Origin of the sequence: Candidatus Njordibacter sp. Uisw_056, from assembly GCF_047730085.1 — a bacterium.
In the GTDB taxonomy this organism is placed as follows: Bacteria; Pseudomonadota; Gammaproteobacteria; order Pseudomonadales; family Balneatricaceae; genus Njordibacter.
On record NZ_CP159830.1, the window covers coordinates 580,972 to 599,140 of the forward strand.

Genomic DNA, 18,169 nt, shown 5'->3' on the forward strand with positions numbered 1-18,169 from the left:
GATGTTCAATAAAGCCTCTTTTTTATTAAGACTATTCCTCATCAACGCTATTTGTTATGAAAAGCTTTAGCTAATTTTTTTATCGCGTCGATATTACGAGGGCCGGGAGTGGCTTCAACATATTCCAATACCACGAAACGATTATTTATCACGGCATCCATGCTCGATAACGCAGGTTGTTGTTTTAAAAATGCTATTTTTTGTTCAGCCGTGACTTTGCCATAATTCACAATCACAATGACCTCAGGGTTACGATCAATTACGGGTTCCCAGGCGACTTTTGTCCAAGAACTATCTATGTCATCCATAATATTTTTACCGCCAGCGGCTTCTATCATGGCGGTTGGCATGGCATATTTACCCGCAGTAAACGGGCTATCTTCACCACTATCATAAATAAATACTTGGGGTGTTGAGCTGCCCGAAATAGAGGTTGTAATATCGATTAATTGTGTTTTCCAATCGGCAATGAGTTTTTCTGCCCGGTCTTCTACTTTAAAAATAATGCCTAGGTTACGAATATCGTTATACATATCCGCCATGCTAATATTTTTACGTGGCATGATATGCACACAACTTTCGGTTAATTCATAGACGGCAATATCAAACGCAGCTAAGGTTTCTGGTGTGACTTCGCCGCCAACGCGCATACCGTAATTCCAACCAGCAAACCAAAAATCTAGGTCAGCACCAATCAATACTTCTTTAGTGGGATAACGGGGAGATAATTCTGGTAATTCAGCTACGCTTTCTCGCATTTTGGCATCTAATTTGTTCCAGCCGGAGATCCCGGTATAGCCAACCATATGATCTTCCAAGCCTAAAACGAGCATCATTTCAGTTAAGTTAACATCGTTAGAGGCCGCTCGGGTAGGTACCTTATCGAAGGTGACTTGCCTATTACAGCTTTCAACAGTGACAGGTGAGGCTAATGTTTGAACACTCATAGCAGCGAAAAGTATGGGAGTGATAATTGAACGTAACATAGGGATTCCTTAGGCAAAAACTTGACAGTTATTAGGTAGAGAAAAGGTAAAAAAGTCATCTTTATCTTGGCGTGCAGCTCGGATAGCAAATGCTTGATTGATATTGACGGTATTCAACATGTCTTGTGTTGGGCCATGGGCAACCGCAAGCCCTTGATTGAGTATTAATACATCGTCGGTAAAACCATGCGCAAGATTTAAATCGTGCAGTGCCACGACTACCGTAATATTCATTTGTTTTAGTAGTCGTAATACTTCTAATTGGTGGCGAATATCAAGATGGTTGGTTGGCTCATCGAGTATGAGTAACTTTGGACGCTGGACTAGGGCGCGAGCAATCATGACACGCTGACGTTCGCCGCCAGAAAGTTCGGAACACTGCCGAGAAGTAAGATGAGCGAGCGAAAAGATTTCTAACACCCAATCAATAAGACGTTGGTCTTGCTGATTAGGTTGCGACAAACTACCGCCATAAGGGAGTAAGCCAAGTTTAATAATATCTAATACATTTAAAGAAAATTCGGCAGGCTGTTCTTGTACTACAGCAGCAACCAAGCGAGCAGCGTGCTGGCCGGGTAACTTATGTAGCTCTTGATTATCAACGTAAATCTTACCGTATTTAGGTTTATGCAAACGATACAATAACTTGAGTAGTGTAGATTTCCCCGCACCATTGGCGCCCACCACACCCAGTACTTTACCCGGTAATAATTCGAAAGACAGGGGTTTAAGTATTCCCCAAGCCACAGCATCTACTTTTAGATGAGCCGGTGTTGAAAAAGGCGTTTTCGCGGACTTGTTAAGTGCGATCACCGATGGTTGTTTGGCTGATGGGGTACGGCTAATCAAATTCATAGGCGTATGCTCTTCTCCAGGACTGTAGTTTAAATTTAATTTAGTGTTATGTTATAACATAACATAATGAGGTTTGATTCTAACTAATTGTAATCCCCTTTGTAAAGGTATTTTTGAGTACCTACGTTAACTTACTCTTAGAGCATTGATTGAATACCGTTTAGCGCATGCTGATGTAATGCAGAGTTGGGGGTCTGGTTTAGTTAAGGTTCTGATTTTTAGTGATTTTTTGTTAATCCCAATTATTTATTAGGCTTGAACTAGTCGTCAACCAAATGTTTATAATTGCTGAATATGATCCACACATAAACGTTCCGTTAGCGTTTTTAATATGATGACTCGTTCGGCTAGCCATTTTAGTTCGTCTTCAGTGATTTAATACTGTTCGCAATAGCGTGCTTCTATGTAGGCTTTTTTAATATGCAAGGGTGTAGTTGGTTAGGCGCTTACGTAATGACACACTAAGTAAGCTATCACCATTATTTTACTCAGGATTTGAGCTTAAAGATGAGTGTGTTCGTGCAAAAAATAAGCTTTCAGAAATTAAAGGCAAATATAATGAATGGCTTCTTAATAAAAGTTGTGACACATCTAACAAGCTAATCCAGCCGACCGCTAATGCGGCGGCTAATTAAAGCGTTAAGTGAAAAAAATATGAAAAGACATCAAGCAAAGCAGGAGGAGCGAGATTTCGAGGGCGAAGAGCTTCCAGTCGATTTAAATCGTCTTAATCAAAGGTAATGTATATCGAAGACAAATCAGAAGATCTAGAAGGTGAAACTCGTATTGGCCGAATTTATTTTTCGAAATCACGAAAAACTCTTTACTATAGAGGCAAAAAGTTTCAAAGTCCTACGGTTAGTGGCTTTAAAGAAAATTACTTTGAAGTTGAGTCGGGCGGCTATTATTGGGTCTGAGGCCCTCGCAAAGATCGAAACGATCGTCTTTATGGTGGTAATCGTGAGGTTGGAATAGACAGTGATGCACATGAAGAATACATGCTGTATATCAGCACTTAACAAGCCAATTAAGTTCGCTCCATTCGGTTGCCGTACGCAAAAGACGCGCCACTTATTTGGGCGTTATATTACGTGTCTGCGACGCAAAGATACAAGGTACAAAAAATTAACTTAATTCGGTAAAAATATGAGTATAGAACTCTGGTTATATTATTCACTAGCAGTATTAATACTCACTGCTTCGCCTGGACCAAGCGTTTTGTTATGTATGACTAAAGCCGTAACAGAGGGCTTTCGTGCTTCTATGTATACTGCTTTAGGCAGTCTTACAGCAATTGTTAGTATAATGACACTGTCATTTTCTGGTCTAGGCGTAGTTATTGCCACATCAGAAGTGGCTTTTAATATGATCAAATGGTTTGGTGCAATCTATCTCATATATTTAGGCTATAAAGCGTTAACTTCAAAACAAGAGACTTATCAAATATTCGATCAAGACAAAGCATCATCAATAGCTACAAAAAGTTCTCTTTATCTTAGTGGCTTTATTGTTGGGGCGAGTAACCCAAAAGCTATTGTGTTTTTTACTGCCTTATTCCCTCAGTTTATTAACACTTCTGAACCACTGCTAACTCAGTATTTGATATTTGCGATTACTTTTACAATTATGGAGTTTTCTTGGTTAACAATATATTCATACCTAGGTGCTCGATCATCGAATTGGTTATTAAAAAAAGGTAGAGCTAAATACTTTAATAGAATTACTGGAGGTGTCTTTATCGGTGCCGGTGTATTTCTTTCTGCATCAAGCAGAGCTTCAACATAGCAAGTTGCTGCATTGGAAAACTACTCGCTCTTGCTCGCATTTTTCCGCAGAGCACGGCGGTATGCGAGTTGATGAATTATGAAAAGATCGTCTATAAAAACATTACTTAAAACAGCTTCGGTTTGTGTTTTTAGTTTTTCAATTGCAATGCACGTATTTGCAAATAATTCATTTTCAGAAAAAGAAGAGGCTATGATTAACCCATTAATTAATGCTTTAAGGTCAACTAACCATCCAGTTAGTAACAAAGTAGCTGAAACTCTCTTGTCATTGAAAAATACTGATTCAAGCTATGATCTGCATTTGCGTAATGCCGATTTAACCTATAATCAAATAAAATTAATAGCAGAAGCAATAAAGACCGTGCATGAAAATGGAGGTCCTTCGTTGCAATCATTTAGTATGAGTTATAATTCAAGTGTGGGAGATGAGGGTGTTTTGATTTTAGTCAAAAATCTACCCCACACGATTACAGAGATAGGGCTTGTGCAATCTGGTATTGGTGACAAAGGCGCAGAGGCATTAATTAGATGGGCAACACACGCTAAACAACTTCGATGGCTGTGTGTTGAAGAAAATATATTCTCAAATAATATAAAGGATAGATTAAGAACATTCGGGCAAGAAAGAAGTGATTTATTAGTTATTTTCTGAAAGGTAGACGTCAGTTATACCACTAACAGTGGCCATTAATATTTGCCCCACCTAAGTTGAAAAGTAGTAATGCCTAACAAGACGCTGCCACGGCAAATTTTCTCGCTGGCGCTCCTAAATTTCCGTAAAGCGCAGGGTTAGGTTTACCGGTGGAACTGTTCTCAGTACTGGCGTTAAGTTGTTGTCTTGTGTTCTGTGCGCACCCAGTCGGTAATCATTGAAGCAAACATTTCGGGTTGATCAGACCAAGCGAGGTGGCCTGCTTCAGGAAGTATCTGCAATTTGCTGTTAGGCAGTGCGTTATCCAAATGTTTAGCGTTACTAACATCAAACATAACCTCAAGCTCACCCCAAAAAACGAGTGTTGGAATATCTATTTCATTGACTCTTTCTGCAAGACCAGCAGCCTTTAACCGAAGGTCTTCGAACCAGTGCAAAACTTCAGCAGCCCGGCCAGAGTAAGCTCGCTTGTAGTCATCGATTTGTACCGCGTTTGAGGTATGTCGTATTGCTCCAAGCTTTGCTGTGAAAGCGATAAGCGGACCAGCACCCAGTAGTGATGTCATCCAACGCATAACACCAAATCGGCCCAGCATGCTTATCATTCTTGCTAGCTTAAAAGGTCCTGGTGTGCCTGGGCCGTTGCCAACCACCATGCTCAACAAACGGTGCTCATGGTGAATGGCATAGGCCAGTGCTGCTCCCATGCCAACATCCGGCCCAACAAGATGAATGTCGCTCAAGTTGAGGTCATTAAAAATTGCATTGAGTAGATCTCCTTGTGCCTTTGGTGACATGTCATGCCGGTCGCCTTCTGATGCGCCAAAACCTGGAAGATCAATTGCGATGACGTGGAAATTTGTTGTTAGGGTTTTCCATGACCCAGCAAAGCTTAATATGCTCTCTGGAAATGGGCTGAGTAACACCACCAGTGGGGCATCCATAGGGCCGGCTTCGGCTAATCTAATCTGTCTGCCAGCAAGCATCCTTGTTTCCAAGGGTAATATGACGTTTGGTGTCTCGAAAGAGTCAGCTGCTTTGCGGGCTGCTTTAATCTTTGGCCACTCAGGAGACACTAGCACCAGTGAAGAGGCGTTAAGTTGATCAAAGAGATTTAGCTTCTTCATGCTGGGTTCCGTTATATATGTTTTAATGTTGGCTTATCGTTAGACTTTGGCCGTAAGCGCTTAATTAAACCAGCGTGGGCCCTTCTAAGAATATCTAGAGCGCGCTTGGCCTTAGGGCTGCTTTAAGGCTATAATTTATTTCGTAACTATAGGTACGTAATGTGTTGATGTCAATGTTTAAATACTGTGGAGTACGATAGTGATAGTTGATGGCAAACCACCGACTCGTGGACGACCAAAAACTTTGGAACGAGATCATGTGCTGAAAACGGCGCTGATGTGCTATTGGGCTACTAGCCCTGATGTAGCGATTAGTAAAATCTGTGCTAAGGCGGGCGCATCTAAACCAGGTCTGTACCGTGAGTTCGGTAGCGACGATGGTCTCAAAGAAGCTGTTTTGAGCGTTTATGGAGAGATAGTCAGCACGAGGCGCTCTGAAATTCTAGCGAGCGAGCAACCATTTAGTGAAGTGCTTGAGGCTTTGATCACGTATACCATTCAAGATCGTCGAGCGCTGGGCTTGCCAGATGGATGCCTGTTGTTTGCAATGCGAGCAAGGCGTGATGAGTTTGGCCCATTAACTCGCAAAAAAATTGATCAATTGCGCTTGGACTCACTAGAAAAATACCGGCAGTGGATTGATCGTGCGAAAGCCAACGGAGAATTCAGGGCTGACATGTCTACTGAAACTGCAGCCCTTTATCTTGATGCTCAAGCTGGGAACGCGATGCGATTGCAAAAAGAAGGAATCAGCAATGAAGTAATAGGCGAGATACTGCGTACCGCATTTTCGGCACTCTGATGGCCAATGCAGTTTGCCTTGTTACATGTTTATTTGGCATTTTGCCAATGTCAACGCTGAGAAAAAAAGGGCTATTTGTGCAATAATAAAGTACAACGCAAACCTAACAAAACGCAGCAGTGGCAAAGCTTCACTGCCACGTAGAAGGTGGCAGCGACCACAAACCGTTCGGCAGTCAATTGGCCCTGGCAAAGTGTTATATGCCGTAAGAAACGGGAGAGTTAATTTCTCTAAGCTGTTTATAATTTAACACTACAAAGGGTTAACGTTTCTTACTTTTTCCTTGCACAGCTTTGAATCTCGGATTTGATTTACAAATCACATAAGTGCGACCACGGCGCTTTACGATTTGACAATCTGGGTGCCGATTTTTCGCACTTTTTAGAGAACTTAATACTTTCATTTTTTACTGCCTATGCTGCCAAAACGATTTTTGAATTTAGCAATACGGCCATCTTTGTTCATCGCACGTTGCTCACCGGTATAAAATGGATGCGAAGCGCTTGATATATCAATAGTGACATAGGGGTATATTTTTCCTTCGTAGTCGATGGTGCGTTCAGTTTTAATGGTTGAGCCCACTAAAAAATAGGCATCGGCTGCGGTATCGTGGAAAACGACTTTTTCATATTTGGGGTGAATATTAGGTTTCAAAATTATGGTCTCTATAGTGTTATGTTATAACATTACGATATCAAGATAATTCCAATACGTCAATCTAAACGATCCCGATTATCGTTTAGATTGGCGTCATTTAACGTGTATTTATAGAAATATTATTGATAAAACAGTTTTATTTGAATCAACCTCAATAATTGTAGATGCAATAGGGGCTGGTAAGCGTATTCTATTAAATAATCATTCGGAAAAATTAGAAGCATATAAATTAAAAGGCAAAAACCATGTTCCAAGTTCACACACTTGTACCTGAATTCTAGTATTCAAATTTCGACAAAAGCCTAGATTTTTATACCAAAATAGTTGGGTTTTCTGTAACCCAGAGGCGTGGTAATGATCTCCACGCCTATTTAGAACTTGGCAAGGCCCAAATCATGATCGCATGCTGGAAGCAAGATGGGACTTGGGAGCCTGGGCCGCTAGAAAAACCCTATGGGAGAGGCGTAAACTTTCAAATTCTTACTGATGATATTAAAACAATTTACCAAAATGACAATGGTAACCACGTTATTGCACAGATAAATGAGCAATAGATTTAACACGTCAAGGCACTGGATACTATCGCGCCTGTGCTTGAGGCGTTATGTATTGTTAACTCACAATGGAGAATAAAATGAGCAGTAATGAAATTGAAATTAATGGAACGCCTTTTGAATACGTTGGGTTTTGGTCAAGATTGGGTGCAAGTATTATTGATTCAATAATTATCATAGTCATTACTCTCCCAACCTTATATTTGATTTATGGAGGCGATTACTTCAACTCTGAAGAATTTATTCAAGGCTTTTCTGATGTAATAATTAGTTATGTATTTCCACTTTTAGCTACTATTCTATTTTGGATTTATAAGTGTGCAACACCCGGGAAAATAGCATTGTCAGTTAAAATTGTAGATGCTAAAACTGGAAATAATCCAACTGTAAGGCAATCTATCATAAGGTATCTTGGTTACTATGTTTCTTTAATTCCTTTGGGTTTGGGGTTTCTTTGGATTGCTTGGGATGCAAAAAAGCAAGGGTGGCATGACAAAATGGCTGGCACAGTCGTTATCCGCTCAAAGAATAAAGGTGTGTGAAAAGTTCAATTCAGTAAACAAGATAGCTAACAAGGTAATAAAGCAGCCCAAAAAGTGAGTATTTTCCGCTTATTGATGCGTTATGTTTCAGGGCGTATTAAACGACTTCAGGCGCTAGTTCAGGACCCACAGACTAGCGCCACAAAATTGGCTGCACTTAGCTTTGTTGCCTAAGCTTGTTCAAGACGCTAAGTTGAACAGGCTAATAGGTTGCTCTGCAACCACAACATTATCTTCAACACGCACGCCACCCAAAGGCCTCAATTGATCTATGGCCAAATTGTTGAGTAAATGCCCAAAGCCATTATCACGCCATTTTTGTAGTAAGCTATCTATCACATATAGCCCCGGCTCTATGGTAACCACCATGTCTTTTTCCAAGACTTTGGTACAACGCAAAAAGGGATGATCTTTGGGAGGGTGCAGCATAGTGCCCACTTGGTCCTGCTGCCAGCCACCAATGTCATGCACCTGTATGCCTAGCAAATGACCTAAGCCATGGGGAAAAAAGGCACTGCTGATACGACTTGCTGCTAACTCATCTCTTGAACCGTTTACCAGTTTAAACTCTATGAGTAAATCCAACACTAGGCTGTGCATTTGGTGGTGCAGGTCGGCAAAATTTACCCCAGGCTTTACCATGGCGCACACACTGAGTTGGGCTTTAGTCATGGCGTCTATTAAACTTTGATAAAACGGGCTACCACGACTATGGCAGCGGGTGATATCAGAAGCATAGCCATTGCATGGGGCGCCTGCGTCGATTAAAAAGCTCTGCGGCTGTTGCATGTTTTGGGGGCTGTGGTCATAGTGCTGATAATGCAACACGGCACTGTGAGCACCAAAACCAATAATGTTGCGGTAGGGCATTTCTACTGGGTCTAATTGCACTGCAGCAAGGTAGGCTAGCTGTGTTTCAAACTCACTTTTGCCCGCCATAAACGCCTGCTCTGCAGCTGTGTGGCCCGCCAAAGCAATAACGTTGGCTTGGGTTAAGCAAGCAATTTCATATTGGCTTTTAACTGCTCTAGCGTAATGTAAGCGGTGCATTAAACCTTCGGGGTTTGCTGTGTTAATGCCCAGCTCTTTTGCCAGTTTAGTGTCTTCTCCAATCCACACTCTATGAGTGCTTGTGGATCGGTATTGACTTAGTTTTTGTTTGACTTCGGCTAAATTAGCGCAACAATGAATGTCAAAAGAATCACACCAAAACCCTTGTGGTGGTTGCGGTGGTACATGCCAAAAGTCATCAGCCAGGTGGTAAAAAAGTACCGGTTTTTGACCCTCTTGTATGAGCACATAGCAATGTGGGCTTTGGGTAACGGGTAACCACCAAACAAAATGGGGGTTGGCTTTAAAGGGGCTGTGGTAATCGTCTAGAAAATGAAGCTTTGGGGTGCCACTGTGGATCAATATACTGTCGCACTGCTCTGCATGCATGGCTTTTTCTGCAATATCAGTTAAACGTTCTAGGTGATTTGGGTATAAAGTGGCAAACAGGGAGGCCATGAAGAGTAGTCCAAACAAAGGCAATGTAACGACATTATGATGATGTTGAGCACAGTTAGCAAGTACCCACCTCAGGCTAATTAACTAACCTATATCATTGTTATATATGGTAAATTAATACTTATATAAAAAATAAAAAGTTTTTATATAAGGGCTTTTAACTGTTTCAATTACGCGAATAAACCCGAAGGGGTAGCATAGAAGCCTTTTTTACAATTTTTATAATGAGCCATTTTTATTGCTGCACCAAGTACTAAAGGGTACAGTGGTGTCGTCTTTAGGACTCTTTTGTATGTAACCCATAGGAAATAATAATGAAAAAAACACTACTTGCACTTAGCCTAGGGCTAGGACTTGCAGTATCAGGAGCGGCGCAGGCTAAAACCTTAGTCTTCTGCTCAGAGGGCAGCCCAGAGGGCTTTAACCCTTCGCTTTATTCTGCAGGCACCACCTTTGATGCTTCCTCACAAACCATATTTAACCGTTTAGTTCAGTTTGAACCGGGTTCCACTAAAGTGGTTCCGGGTTTAGCTGAATCTTGGACGGCTTCGGCAGATGGCTTGGAATACACCTTTAACCTTCGTAAGGGGGTTAAATACCACACCACTAAAGATTTCACGCCTACGCGTGATTTTAATGCCGACGACATTTTGTTCACCTTTAATCGTATGTGGAAAGAAGATCACCCCTACCATGATGTTTCAGGCGGAGACTATAAGTACTTTGGTTGGATGAGTATGGGAGACCTGCTTAAGTCTATTGAAAAAGTGGATGATTACACTGTTAAATTCACTCTGAACTACGCTGAAGCGCCCTTTGTTTCCAATATGGCTATGGACTTTGCTTCTGTATTGTCTGCCGAATATGGTGATGAATTGGCAGCATCAGGTAACAAAGCAGACATTGACCACAAGCCTGTAGGTACCGGTCCGTTTGTATTTAAGTCTTACCAAAAAGACGCCATGATCCGTTACACGGCCCATGACGACTATTGGAATGGCCGTTCGAATATTGATAAGTTGGTTTTTGCCATCACTACGGATGCCAACGTTCGTTATCAAAAGCTTAAGGCTGGCGAATGTCATGTAATGCCTTATCCAAACCCTGCCGATGTGGCCGCAATGGATAAAGACCCAGACATTAACCTACTTCGTCAAGAGGGTTTGAACGTTGGTTATTTAGCCTTTAATACTGAGAAGCCTCCGTTTGATCAAAAGCTTGTACGTCAAGCCTTGAACATGGCTATCGACAAGCAGTCTATTTTAGACGTGGTATTTAAAGGTGCGGGCTCTATTGCTAAGAACCCAATTCCACCTACTATCTGGTCTTACAACGATGACGTGAAGGACTATGACTACAATCCAGAAAAAGCTAAAGCAATGCTTGCAGAAGCAGGTGTGTCTGGCTTAAAGACCAATATCTGGGCTATGCCTGTACAGCGCCCATACAACCCTAACGCTCGCCGTATGGCGGAACTAATCCAGGCGGATTGGGCTAAAGTAGGTGTTGAAGCAGAGATTGTTACCTTTGAATGGGGCGAGTACTTGAAACGTTCTAAGAATGGCGAACATGACACTGTTTTACTCGGTTGGACGGGTGACAATGGTGACCCAGACAACTTCATGTATGTGTTGCTAGGTTGTGATGCAGCTAAAGATGGTGGTAACCGAGCTCGCTGGTGTAACGAAGAGTTCGACAATACCTTGCGTCAAGCTAAGCAAGTGACTGACCAAGCTGAACGGACTGCTTTGTATGAGAGCGCACAGGTTATCTTCAAAGAAGAAGCGCCTTGGGTAACCATTGCTCACTCTGTCGTGTTCAAGCCTGTACGTAAGGAAGTGACTGGCTTTAAGGTTCACCCTTTAGGTAGCCATATCTTCTACGATGGTGTTGATCTTAAATAGTCTATTATTTAAACTCACTCTGAGTTGCTAGACCCAATGGTTACGATGGCCCAAAGCTATCGTAACCATTCAGCCTAGCGTCTTTTATTACCCTTACATCACCCCCTATCTTTGAGTTATCTCTATGTTTAAGTTTTTCTTTAAACGCCTGCTGGTGCTAGTGCCGGTATTTTTCGGCGTGACCTTAGTGGCTTTTGGTTTTATTAGAGCCCTACCGGGTGACCCTATAGAAGTATTAGCAGGAGAAAGAGGTGTGTCGCCAGAACGACATGCTGAGCTGATGGCCCAATTGGGGCTAGATAAGCCGCTTTGGCAGCAATACTTTTCCTATGTGGGTGATGTGTTGCAAGGCGATTTAGGCACCTCACTCATTACCAACAGGTCTGTTGCAGAGGAGTTTTTTGAGCTTTTTCCTGCCACTGCAGAACTGGCCATTTGTGCCATGTTATTCGCCATAATTATAGGTATTCCTGCAGGTATTGTTGCAGCTGTTAAGCGGGGTACCTTGGTAGATCAAGGCATTATGAGTCTCTCTTTAGCGGGCTACTCCATGCCCATATTTTGGTGGGGTTTGCTGCTCATTATTTTATTTTCTAACACCTTAAACCTTACGCCTGTTTCTGGGCGACTATCGTTTTTGTTTGAGGTGGAGCCGGTTACCGGCTTTATGCTCATTGATAGTCTACTTAGTGATGAAAAAGGGGCGTTTAAATCAGCGCTGCATCACCTAGTGCTGCCCACTATCGTTTTGGGCACTATTCCCCTAGCAGTCATTGCGCGCCAAACCCGTTCAGCTATGTTAGAAGTGTTAAGTGAAGATTATGTGCGCACTGCCAAGGCCAAAGGCCTTTCCCCATTGCGGGTTATTTCAGTGCATGCGTTGCGTAATGCCATGATCACTGTGGTCACAGTAATAGGCCTGCAAGTGGCTGTGTTGCTTGCTGGTGCCATTCTTACAGAAACTATATTCAGTTGGCCAGGCATTGGGAAATGGATTATTTTCTCTGTATTTAGTCGTGATTATTATGCAGTACAGGGTGGGTTATTACTTATTGCGGCATGTGTGATGGTTGTTAACCTTATTGTAGATCTGCTTTATGGCCTTATCAACCCTCGTATTGTGCACTGAGAATTAGAAACATGACCTCTTTAACAACAACTACTTCATACTCTGTGCGCAGTCAGCAATGGCGTGAGTTTTGGTTTTATTTTAGTGTAAGTAAAACGGCTGTTGCCGGTTTGGTTTTCCTTATTGGCATGGTAATCATGGCACTGTTTGCCGATTTAATAAGCCCTCACTTGCCCACAGAACAATACCGAGAATTTGCTGAAATTCCTCCAGCGTGGATGGAAGGTGGGCAGATGCGTTTCTTTTTAGGCACAGACTATGCCGGCCGAGACATGCTCTCCCGAATTATTCATGGTGCGCGTTTGTCCCTTATTGCAGGCTGCATTGTAGTGCTGATGTCAGCCTCTATTGGTATTTTTTTGGGTTTGGTAGCAGGCTACAGAGGCGGTTGGGTAGAAACGATCATTATGCGTATCATGGATACTATTATGGCGGTGCCGGGTTTATTAATGGCATTAGTTTTGGTGGCTGTTTTAGGGCCAGGCTTACTTAACGCCATGGTTGCTATTGCCATTACCTACACGCCCTCGTTTGTGCGCTTAACCCGTGCATCCACCTTGTCTGAAATTAATAAAGATTATGTCACCGCTAGCAAAGTGGCTGGGGCTGGGCCAATACGGTTGATGTTTATTAGTATTTTGCCCAACTGCATGGCGCCCCTTATTGTGCAGGGCACGTTGAGCTTTTCCACTGCTATTTTAGACACTGCAGCCTTGGGTTTTTTAGGCATGGGTGCCCAAGCACCACAACCTGAATGGGGCACATTAATTGCAGAAAACAGAGACCTCATGTTAAGTGCTCCGTGGACGGTTACCTTTCCTGGTATTGCCATATTATTGGCTGTTTTAGCCATTAATTTAATGGGCGATGGTTTGCGTGATGCCCTAGATCCTAAGTTGAAGAGGTCTTAACCATGGCCCTATTAGAGATTACCAATTTAACGGTTGAGTTTGCCACCGCCCATGGGTCATTGAGGGCTGTGGACCAAGTGAGCTTAAGTTTGGATGCAGGCGACATTGTCGCCATAGTGGGTGAATCTGGCTCTGGAAAATCGGTCGCCATGTTGGCCCTTATGGGGTTATTGCCATGGACTGCCACCATTACTGCGGACCGAATGAGTTTTGATGGCAAAGACCTGCTGACTATGAACCCTAAGCAGCGAAGGGCTATTATTGGCAAAGATATCAGTATGATCTTTCAAGAACCTATGACCAGCCTAAACCCATGTTTTAATGTGGAGTACCAGATTAGCGAAGTGCTGGCCCAGCACTTTGGTGGCAAGCGCCGCAGTTATAAACCTCGGGTAATAGAGTTACTGAAAAAAGTAGGCATTCCCGCTCCAGAAACGCGGCTTAAAGCCTACCCACACCAGCTCTCTGGTGGCATGAGCCAACGGGTGATGATTGCCATGATGATTGCGTGTGAACCTAAGTTACTTATTGCTGACGAACCCACCACAGCCTTAGATGTCACCATACAGGCCCAGATTTTAGAACTGCTGGTAGAGTTACAAAAAGCCAATGGTATGGCCTTGGTCCTTATTACGCATGATATGGCTGTGGTAGCAGAAACTGCAGACCGTGTGGTAGTGCAGTATGCTGGGCAACAAGTAGAGCAGCGTTCGGTCATTGAATTATTCAACAACCCACGCCACCCTTATACCGAAGCGCTACTGAGCGCACTACCTGAATATGCTAAAGAAAAAACCCTCAATGCTATTCCAGGTGTAGTGCCTGGGCAGCTGGATCGCCCTGTGGGATGTTTGTTCAACCCGCGCTGCGAGTATGCTCAAGACCTATGCCGACAGCAACCACCACAAAAAAGTGAAGGGGTTTTGTGTCATTATCCATTGCCTCTAAAGGTTGCCTCTAACAGCCACTCAGAGGTGACATTATGAGCACACAGGCCTTAATTGAAGCACGAGGTTTGCACAAATATTACACCATAAAAACGGGCATGTTTGAGCCTAATCAGAGCCTCCAAGCATTATCTGGGGCAAGCTTTGACCTACACGCAGGTCAAACATTAGCAGTAGTGGGCGAGTCTGGCTGCGGTAAATCTACGCTTGCCCGCTTGCTTACCATGATAGAGCAACCAACAGCTGGGCAGTTAACCTTAGACGGCATAGATGTCGGCAGTGCTAATCAAAAAGAGGTTGCAAAAAAACTACGCCAAACCATACAAATGGTTTTTCAAGATCCGTTTGGCTCGTTAAACCCACGCCAAAAAGTAGGTGATATTCTCCAAGAGCCCCTTATCATTAATACTGACCTGAATGCTAATCAAAGGCGCGATCGGGTATTGGAATTAATGCGGCGAGTGGGTTTGCTAGACGAACACATCCATCGGTATCCACATATGTTTTCTGGTGGCCAACGCCAACGGATCGCAATTGCGCGGGCGCTTATTCTAAAGCCAAAAATTGTGGTGCTAGATGAACCAGTATCAGCACTGGATGTATCTATCCAAGCACAAGTGCTTAACCTGCTTATAGAGTTGCAACAAGAGTTAGGGCTAGCCTATGTGTTTATCTCTCATGATTTAAGTGTAGTGCGTCATATCGCCGATCAAGTGCTGGTGATGTACCTAGGTAAGCCGGTAGAACAAGGTATTAGTGAAGCGGTATTTAACAACCCTCAGCACCCTTACACTCAAGCGTTGCTGTCTGCTACGCCCCAAGCCAATACCGATCGTAAACGCAAGCGTATAAGGCTTACTGGAGAGCTGCCATCCCCTTTAAGCCCGCCCACTGGCTGCAGCTTCCATCCTCGCTGCCAAAACGCAGTGGCACAGTGTAAAACCACTGCGCCAGTTATGGCGCAATACGGTGACGTAAGTGTGGCATGTTTATTGGTTAAATAACCTTGGCTGAGCCAGTATTGCGTATACCCAGGGGATCAAACCACCCTGATTTTATTATTGTTTAACATGACTAGAGAAATATTATGAAAATAGAGGGCGGGTGTTATTGTGGTGATATTAGGTATGTATCAGACGGCGAACCGGAGGCTTCAGTTCAATGCCATTGCAGGGAATGCCAGTACATTACGGGTGGTAACCCTAATGTAATAATGGTGATGCCATTAAAGGGATTTGACTTTGTAAAAGGCGAACCTAAAGAATTTAAACGCGATGATTTAGAAAAAGCGGTAACTCGGTTATTTTGTAATAATTGTGGCACTGGTATTGGCACGAAAAACCCAAATAGACCTCATTCAATTATATTAAAAGTGGGTACGTTTGATGACCCCTCAATTTTTACTCCTGCGGTCGCTATTTTTACCATCGACAAACAAAATTTTCATCACATCGACGCCAGTGTTAAGGCATTTGATAAAAGGCCTTAACACTGAGGTTACATCCACTAAATGTGGATTTTTTGGGTACACACTAGCCCCCCAATTGCGTATCAAATGCTGTTAGATTAACACTGTTGAATCAATTCCCTGGTTTCTGAACGTATTAATAGCGATGTTACAGTGACTGTTTTTTGTGAAGATGAAGCGTCTTAATAGGCAGGCTAGGCTTAATGATGCCTTTATTATAGAAATGATTTGCTTGTTATTTGAAAAATAAATTGAAAACGAAAACCACTTTTTCCATCGAACATTAAATGCGAGAACGGCCCATGAACTAACCAAGGATAAGGCCACTTTGGGCTAGAAAGTTGCCTCAGTATATTTCGCCATGCAAGGCTAATTGCGTTAAATACAGGCGCATATCAAATTCAAGCTGATGATAGTCACTAGCCATATGACAGCAAAGTTTATAAAACGCTTTGTTATGGTCCTTTTCTTTTAAGTGGGCCAGCTCATGCACAACAATCATCTTCAGAAATGCTTCTGGGGATTTCCTAAAAACATCACTAATCCTGATTTCGTTTTTACTCTTCAGTTTATTCCCCTGAACCCGAGATACAAAAGTGTGTAACCCAAGGGCATTATTAATTACGTGAATCTTCGGGTCATACATCACCTGACTTAATGGTGAAGACTTTTTAATATATTGGTTTTTGATTGATACTGCATACTCTCGTAGGGATTTGTCATTCACAAACTGATGGGTTGTGGGGTATTTATTCAGTAAATAATCTGACAGTTTATTCTGCTCGATCAGTTTCAGAGCTTGGTCTTTAACTTGCTGAGAGTAGCTTGAAAGATACCTTAAAGTAGACATTGGCTAGGGTTCTGGGTTGATTAAACTAAGCTCTGTTTCACACAGAAAATTATGCTAGCCAGTATATGCTCGAATAATGCCTCAATCTAGCGCTCTATAAAGTATTTAGTGGGCCTATTAAACATTAACCTTAACGCGTTAATTAGTTAGTAATAGGCTAAGGCCACAATCGAAGCGCCTTAATAATTGGGTCATTGGATCAATAAATTGAAGCTGCTTTGCCAGCAACTGTAATGGGGCTGAGTAGTTATCTTTCGATAGTGGCTGCAATTGTGGGTAGTATTTGTCATTCAGTATAGGCCAACCCAGTGTTTGCATATGAAGGCGTAATTGATGAGTTTTTCCAGTAATGGGGTTTAATTCAAATAGTGCCTGCATAGGAGATTGTTGCACGCATCGAATGAGCGAATGGCTATTGGCGGTGCCCGTGGCCACCTGCATGCGAAACCGAGGCTCACCCTGCGCTATGCGATTTTTAATGTCCCACTTTTGCCCTATAAGCGTTTCATTGTGTCTTATGTTGGCGATTGCCTGGTAGGTTTTATGTATTTTACGGGTTTGAAATAAATTATGGTAATGATGGCGTGTACTTGGGTTAATAGAGAATAAAACCAAACCAGCAGTCACTCTATCCAAACGGTGCAGTGCTTGCAGGGTGTTAATGCCTGTGCTTTTTCGTAACCGATTTTGCAGGCACTCATTCACATAGATGCCTCCTGGAGTGACTGCTAAAAAATGGGGCTTATAGGCCACTAAAACATGCTCATCCTGAAATATAATCTTTTCCTTAAAGGGGATTATTGGCTCACTTTCAACTTCTCTATAATAATAGATTCGCTGCTGAGCTTGAAATAAAGAGTGCGGTGTTACCAATGAACCATCGTGGTAATGAACCTTGCCACGGGCAATGCGTTGTTGCCATATTAGGGCATCAATATAAGGAAATTTAATGATCAGGTATTCCAGCACAGTGGTTACGCCAGGGTTAGTCTGGGGTAAGCTTAAGTGGGATGGATAGTCAGAAATTACCATTACATAACCCAAATTTTTACTATATCACGAGTTTAATAATGCCAGTGTTTAAGGCGGTATAGTGAGCGCTCTTATGTGGCTTGGAACTTAACATTTTAGCAGCTTAAAATAGGTGACAATAAACGTTCGATGCAGCATGATATGCCTAAATTGAAAGCTTATGTTACCAAGTATTCAGACAATGGGTTGTTTAAACAAAAGGAATGATTAATGAATCAAATTAACCCAAAAAAACTGCTCAATAGCAAGTGGACAGCGGTGAACCCTAAAAATAAGGAAAAGCACTTCACCGTAACCACAGTAGAATTTGACGAGGAATTAGTGACTTCCTGTTCTATTGAAGCGGTGATGTCCAAACGTGAGGCCGTTATTCAATGGCAAGAATTAAAAGACACCAGCCAGTGGCGGCAGGGCTGGAAGTAATCCACATCTGCCCACTCTTAGGGTTAGCGTTAGG

19 protein-coding genes are annotated in these 18,169 nt (G+C 42.6%); 11 read left to right on the forward strand and 8 right to left on the reverse strand.

The genetic code is table 11. From position 1 onward, the window contains the following. Positions 1-47 precede the first annotated feature (47 nt). Both ABXT60_RS02855 and ABXT60_RS02860 read right to left on the reverse strand, forming a co-directional pair. Positions 48-986 carry an ABC transporter substrate-binding protein gene (locus ABXT60_RS02855; protein WP_443631267.1) on the reverse strand — a complete coding sequence of 313 codons (939 nt, stop codon included), beginning with the start codon at positions 984-986 and terminating at the stop codon, positions 48-50. Between the two features lie 9 nt (positions 987-995). After that, complete coding sequence (locus ABXT60_RS02860; RefSeq protein WP_443631268.1) at positions 996-1,841, reverse strand: ABC transporter ATP-binding protein; 846 nt, start codon at positions 1,839-1,841, stop codon at positions 996-998. A gap of 1,146 nt (positions 1,842-2,987) precedes the next feature. Here ABXT60_RS02860 and ABXT60_RS02865 point away from each other — a divergent pair. Then, positions 2,988-3,626: a LysE family translocator gene (locus tag ABXT60_RS02865; RefSeq protein WP_443631269.1), complete on the forward strand. Its 639-nt coding sequence runs from the start codon at positions 2,988-2,990 to the stop codon at positions 3,624-3,626. 78 nt (positions 3,627-3,704) lie between these two features. Then, on the forward strand, positions 3,705-4,280 hold the full coding sequence (locus ABXT60_RS02870; RefSeq protein ID WP_443631270.1) for a hypothetical protein: 576 nt from the start codon (positions 3,705-3,707) through the stop codon (positions 4,278-4,280). A gap of 173 nt (positions 4,281-4,453) precedes the next feature. Here ABXT60_RS02870 and ABXT60_RS02875 read toward each other — a convergent pair whose 3' ends face one another. Further along, positions 4,454-5,407, reverse strand: coding sequence for an alpha/beta fold hydrolase (locus ABXT60_RS02875; protein ID WP_443631271.1), 954 nt, complete (start codon positions 5,405-5,407; stop codon positions 4,454-4,456). Between the two features lie 277 nt (positions 5,408-5,684). On the opposite strand from ABXT60_RS02875, the gene ABXT60_RS02880 reads away from it, so the two are divergent. Further along, positions 5,685-6,209 carry a TetR/AcrR family transcriptional regulator gene (locus tag ABXT60_RS02880; RefSeq protein WP_443631272.1) on the forward strand — a complete coding sequence of 175 codons (525 nt, stop codon included), beginning with the start codon at positions 5,685-5,687 and terminating at the stop codon, positions 6,207-6,209. 262 nt (positions 6,210-6,471) lie between these two features. On the opposite strand, the gene ykgO is transcribed toward ABXT60_RS02880, so the two are convergent. Together ykgO and ABXT60_RS02890 are read right to left on the reverse strand one after the other, a co-directional pair. Continuing rightward, positions 6,472-6,612 (reverse strand): type B 50S ribosomal protein L36, encoded by a 141-nt coding sequence (gene ykgO, locus ABXT60_RS02885; RefSeq protein ID WP_443631273.1) that lies wholly within the window; start codon positions 6,610-6,612, stop codon positions 6,472-6,474. Then, positions 6,609-6,863 (reverse strand): type B 50S ribosomal protein L31, encoded by a 255-nt coding sequence (locus tag ABXT60_RS02890; protein ID WP_443631274.1) that lies wholly within the window; start codon positions 6,861-6,863, stop codon positions 6,609-6,611. The genes ykgO and ABXT60_RS02890 overlap by 4 nt, the downstream gene beginning before the upstream one ends. 637 nt (positions 6,864-7,500) lie before the next feature. On the opposite strand from ABXT60_RS02890, the gene ABXT60_RS02895 reads away from it, so the two are divergent. Beyond that, complete coding sequence (locus tag ABXT60_RS02895; RefSeq protein ID WP_443631275.1) at positions 7,501-7,962, forward strand: RDD family protein; 462 nt, start codon at positions 7,501-7,503, stop codon at positions 7,960-7,962. Positions 7,963-8,142: 180 nt separating this feature from the next. Here ABXT60_RS02895 and pepQ read toward each other — a convergent pair whose 3' ends face one another. Beyond that, complete coding sequence (pepQ, locus tag ABXT60_RS02900; protein WP_443631276.1) at positions 8,143-9,471, reverse strand: Xaa-Pro dipeptidase; 1,329 nt, start codon at positions 9,469-9,471, stop codon at positions 8,143-8,145. A gap of 314 nt (positions 9,472-9,785) precedes the next feature. Here pepQ and ABXT60_RS02905 point away from each other — a divergent pair, with 314 nt between their 5' ends. From ABXT60_RS02905 to ABXT60_RS02930, 6 genes are all read left to right on the forward strand, one after another. Further along, positions 9,786-11,375 carry an ABC transporter substrate-binding protein gene (locus tag ABXT60_RS02905; RefSeq protein WP_443631277.1) on the forward strand — a complete coding sequence of 530 codons (1,590 nt, stop codon included), beginning with the start codon at positions 9,786-9,788 and terminating at the stop codon, positions 11,373-11,375. 124 nt (positions 11,376-11,499) lie between these two features. Next, positions 11,500-12,504, forward strand: coding sequence for an ABC transporter permease subunit (locus tag ABXT60_RS02910; protein ID WP_443631278.1), 1,005 nt, complete (start codon positions 11,500-11,502; stop codon positions 12,502-12,504). A gap of 11 nt (positions 12,505-12,515) precedes the next feature. Further along, positions 12,516-13,415 carry an ABC transporter permease subunit gene (locus ABXT60_RS02915; protein ID WP_046482564.1) on the forward strand — a complete coding sequence of 300 codons (900 nt, stop codon included), beginning with the start codon at positions 12,516-12,518 and terminating at the stop codon, positions 13,413-13,415. 2 nt (positions 13,416-13,417) lie between these two features. Further along, positions 13,418-14,401, forward strand: coding sequence for an ABC transporter ATP-binding protein (locus ABXT60_RS02920; RefSeq protein WP_443631279.1), 984 nt, complete (start codon positions 13,418-13,420; stop codon positions 14,399-14,401). Continuing rightward, complete coding sequence (locus ABXT60_RS02925; protein WP_443631280.1) at positions 14,398-15,366, forward strand: dipeptide ABC transporter ATP-binding protein; 969 nt, start codon at positions 14,398-14,400, stop codon at positions 15,364-15,366. The genes ABXT60_RS02920 and ABXT60_RS02925 overlap by 4 nt, the downstream gene beginning before the upstream one ends. An 83-nt stretch (positions 15,367-15,449) precedes the next feature. Beyond that, complete coding sequence (locus tag ABXT60_RS02930; protein ID WP_443631281.1) at positions 15,450-15,851, forward strand: GFA family protein; 402 nt, start codon at positions 15,450-15,452, stop codon at positions 15,849-15,851. A gap of 325 nt (positions 15,852-16,176) precedes the next feature. On the opposite strand, the gene ABXT60_RS02935 is transcribed toward ABXT60_RS02930, so the two are convergent. Beyond that, complete coding sequence (locus ABXT60_RS02935; protein ID WP_443631282.1) at positions 16,177-16,680, reverse strand: YgjP-like metallopeptidase domain-containing protein; 504 nt, start codon at positions 16,678-16,680, stop codon at positions 16,177-16,179. Positions 16,681-16,818: 138 nt separating this feature from the next. Then, on the reverse strand, positions 16,819-17,712 hold the full coding sequence (locus ABXT60_RS02940; protein ID WP_443631283.1) for a pseudouridine synthase: 894 nt from the start codon (positions 17,710-17,712) through the stop codon (positions 16,819-16,821). A 210-nt stretch (positions 17,713-17,922) separates the two neighbouring features. Between ABXT60_RS02940 and ABXT60_RS02945 the strand changes: the two genes are divergently transcribed. Further along, complete coding sequence (locus tag ABXT60_RS02945; protein WP_443631284.1) at positions 17,923-18,135, forward strand: TIGR02450 family Trp-rich protein; 213 nt, start codon at positions 17,923-17,925, stop codon at positions 18,133-18,135. Positions 18,136-18,169 lie beyond the last annotated feature (34 nt).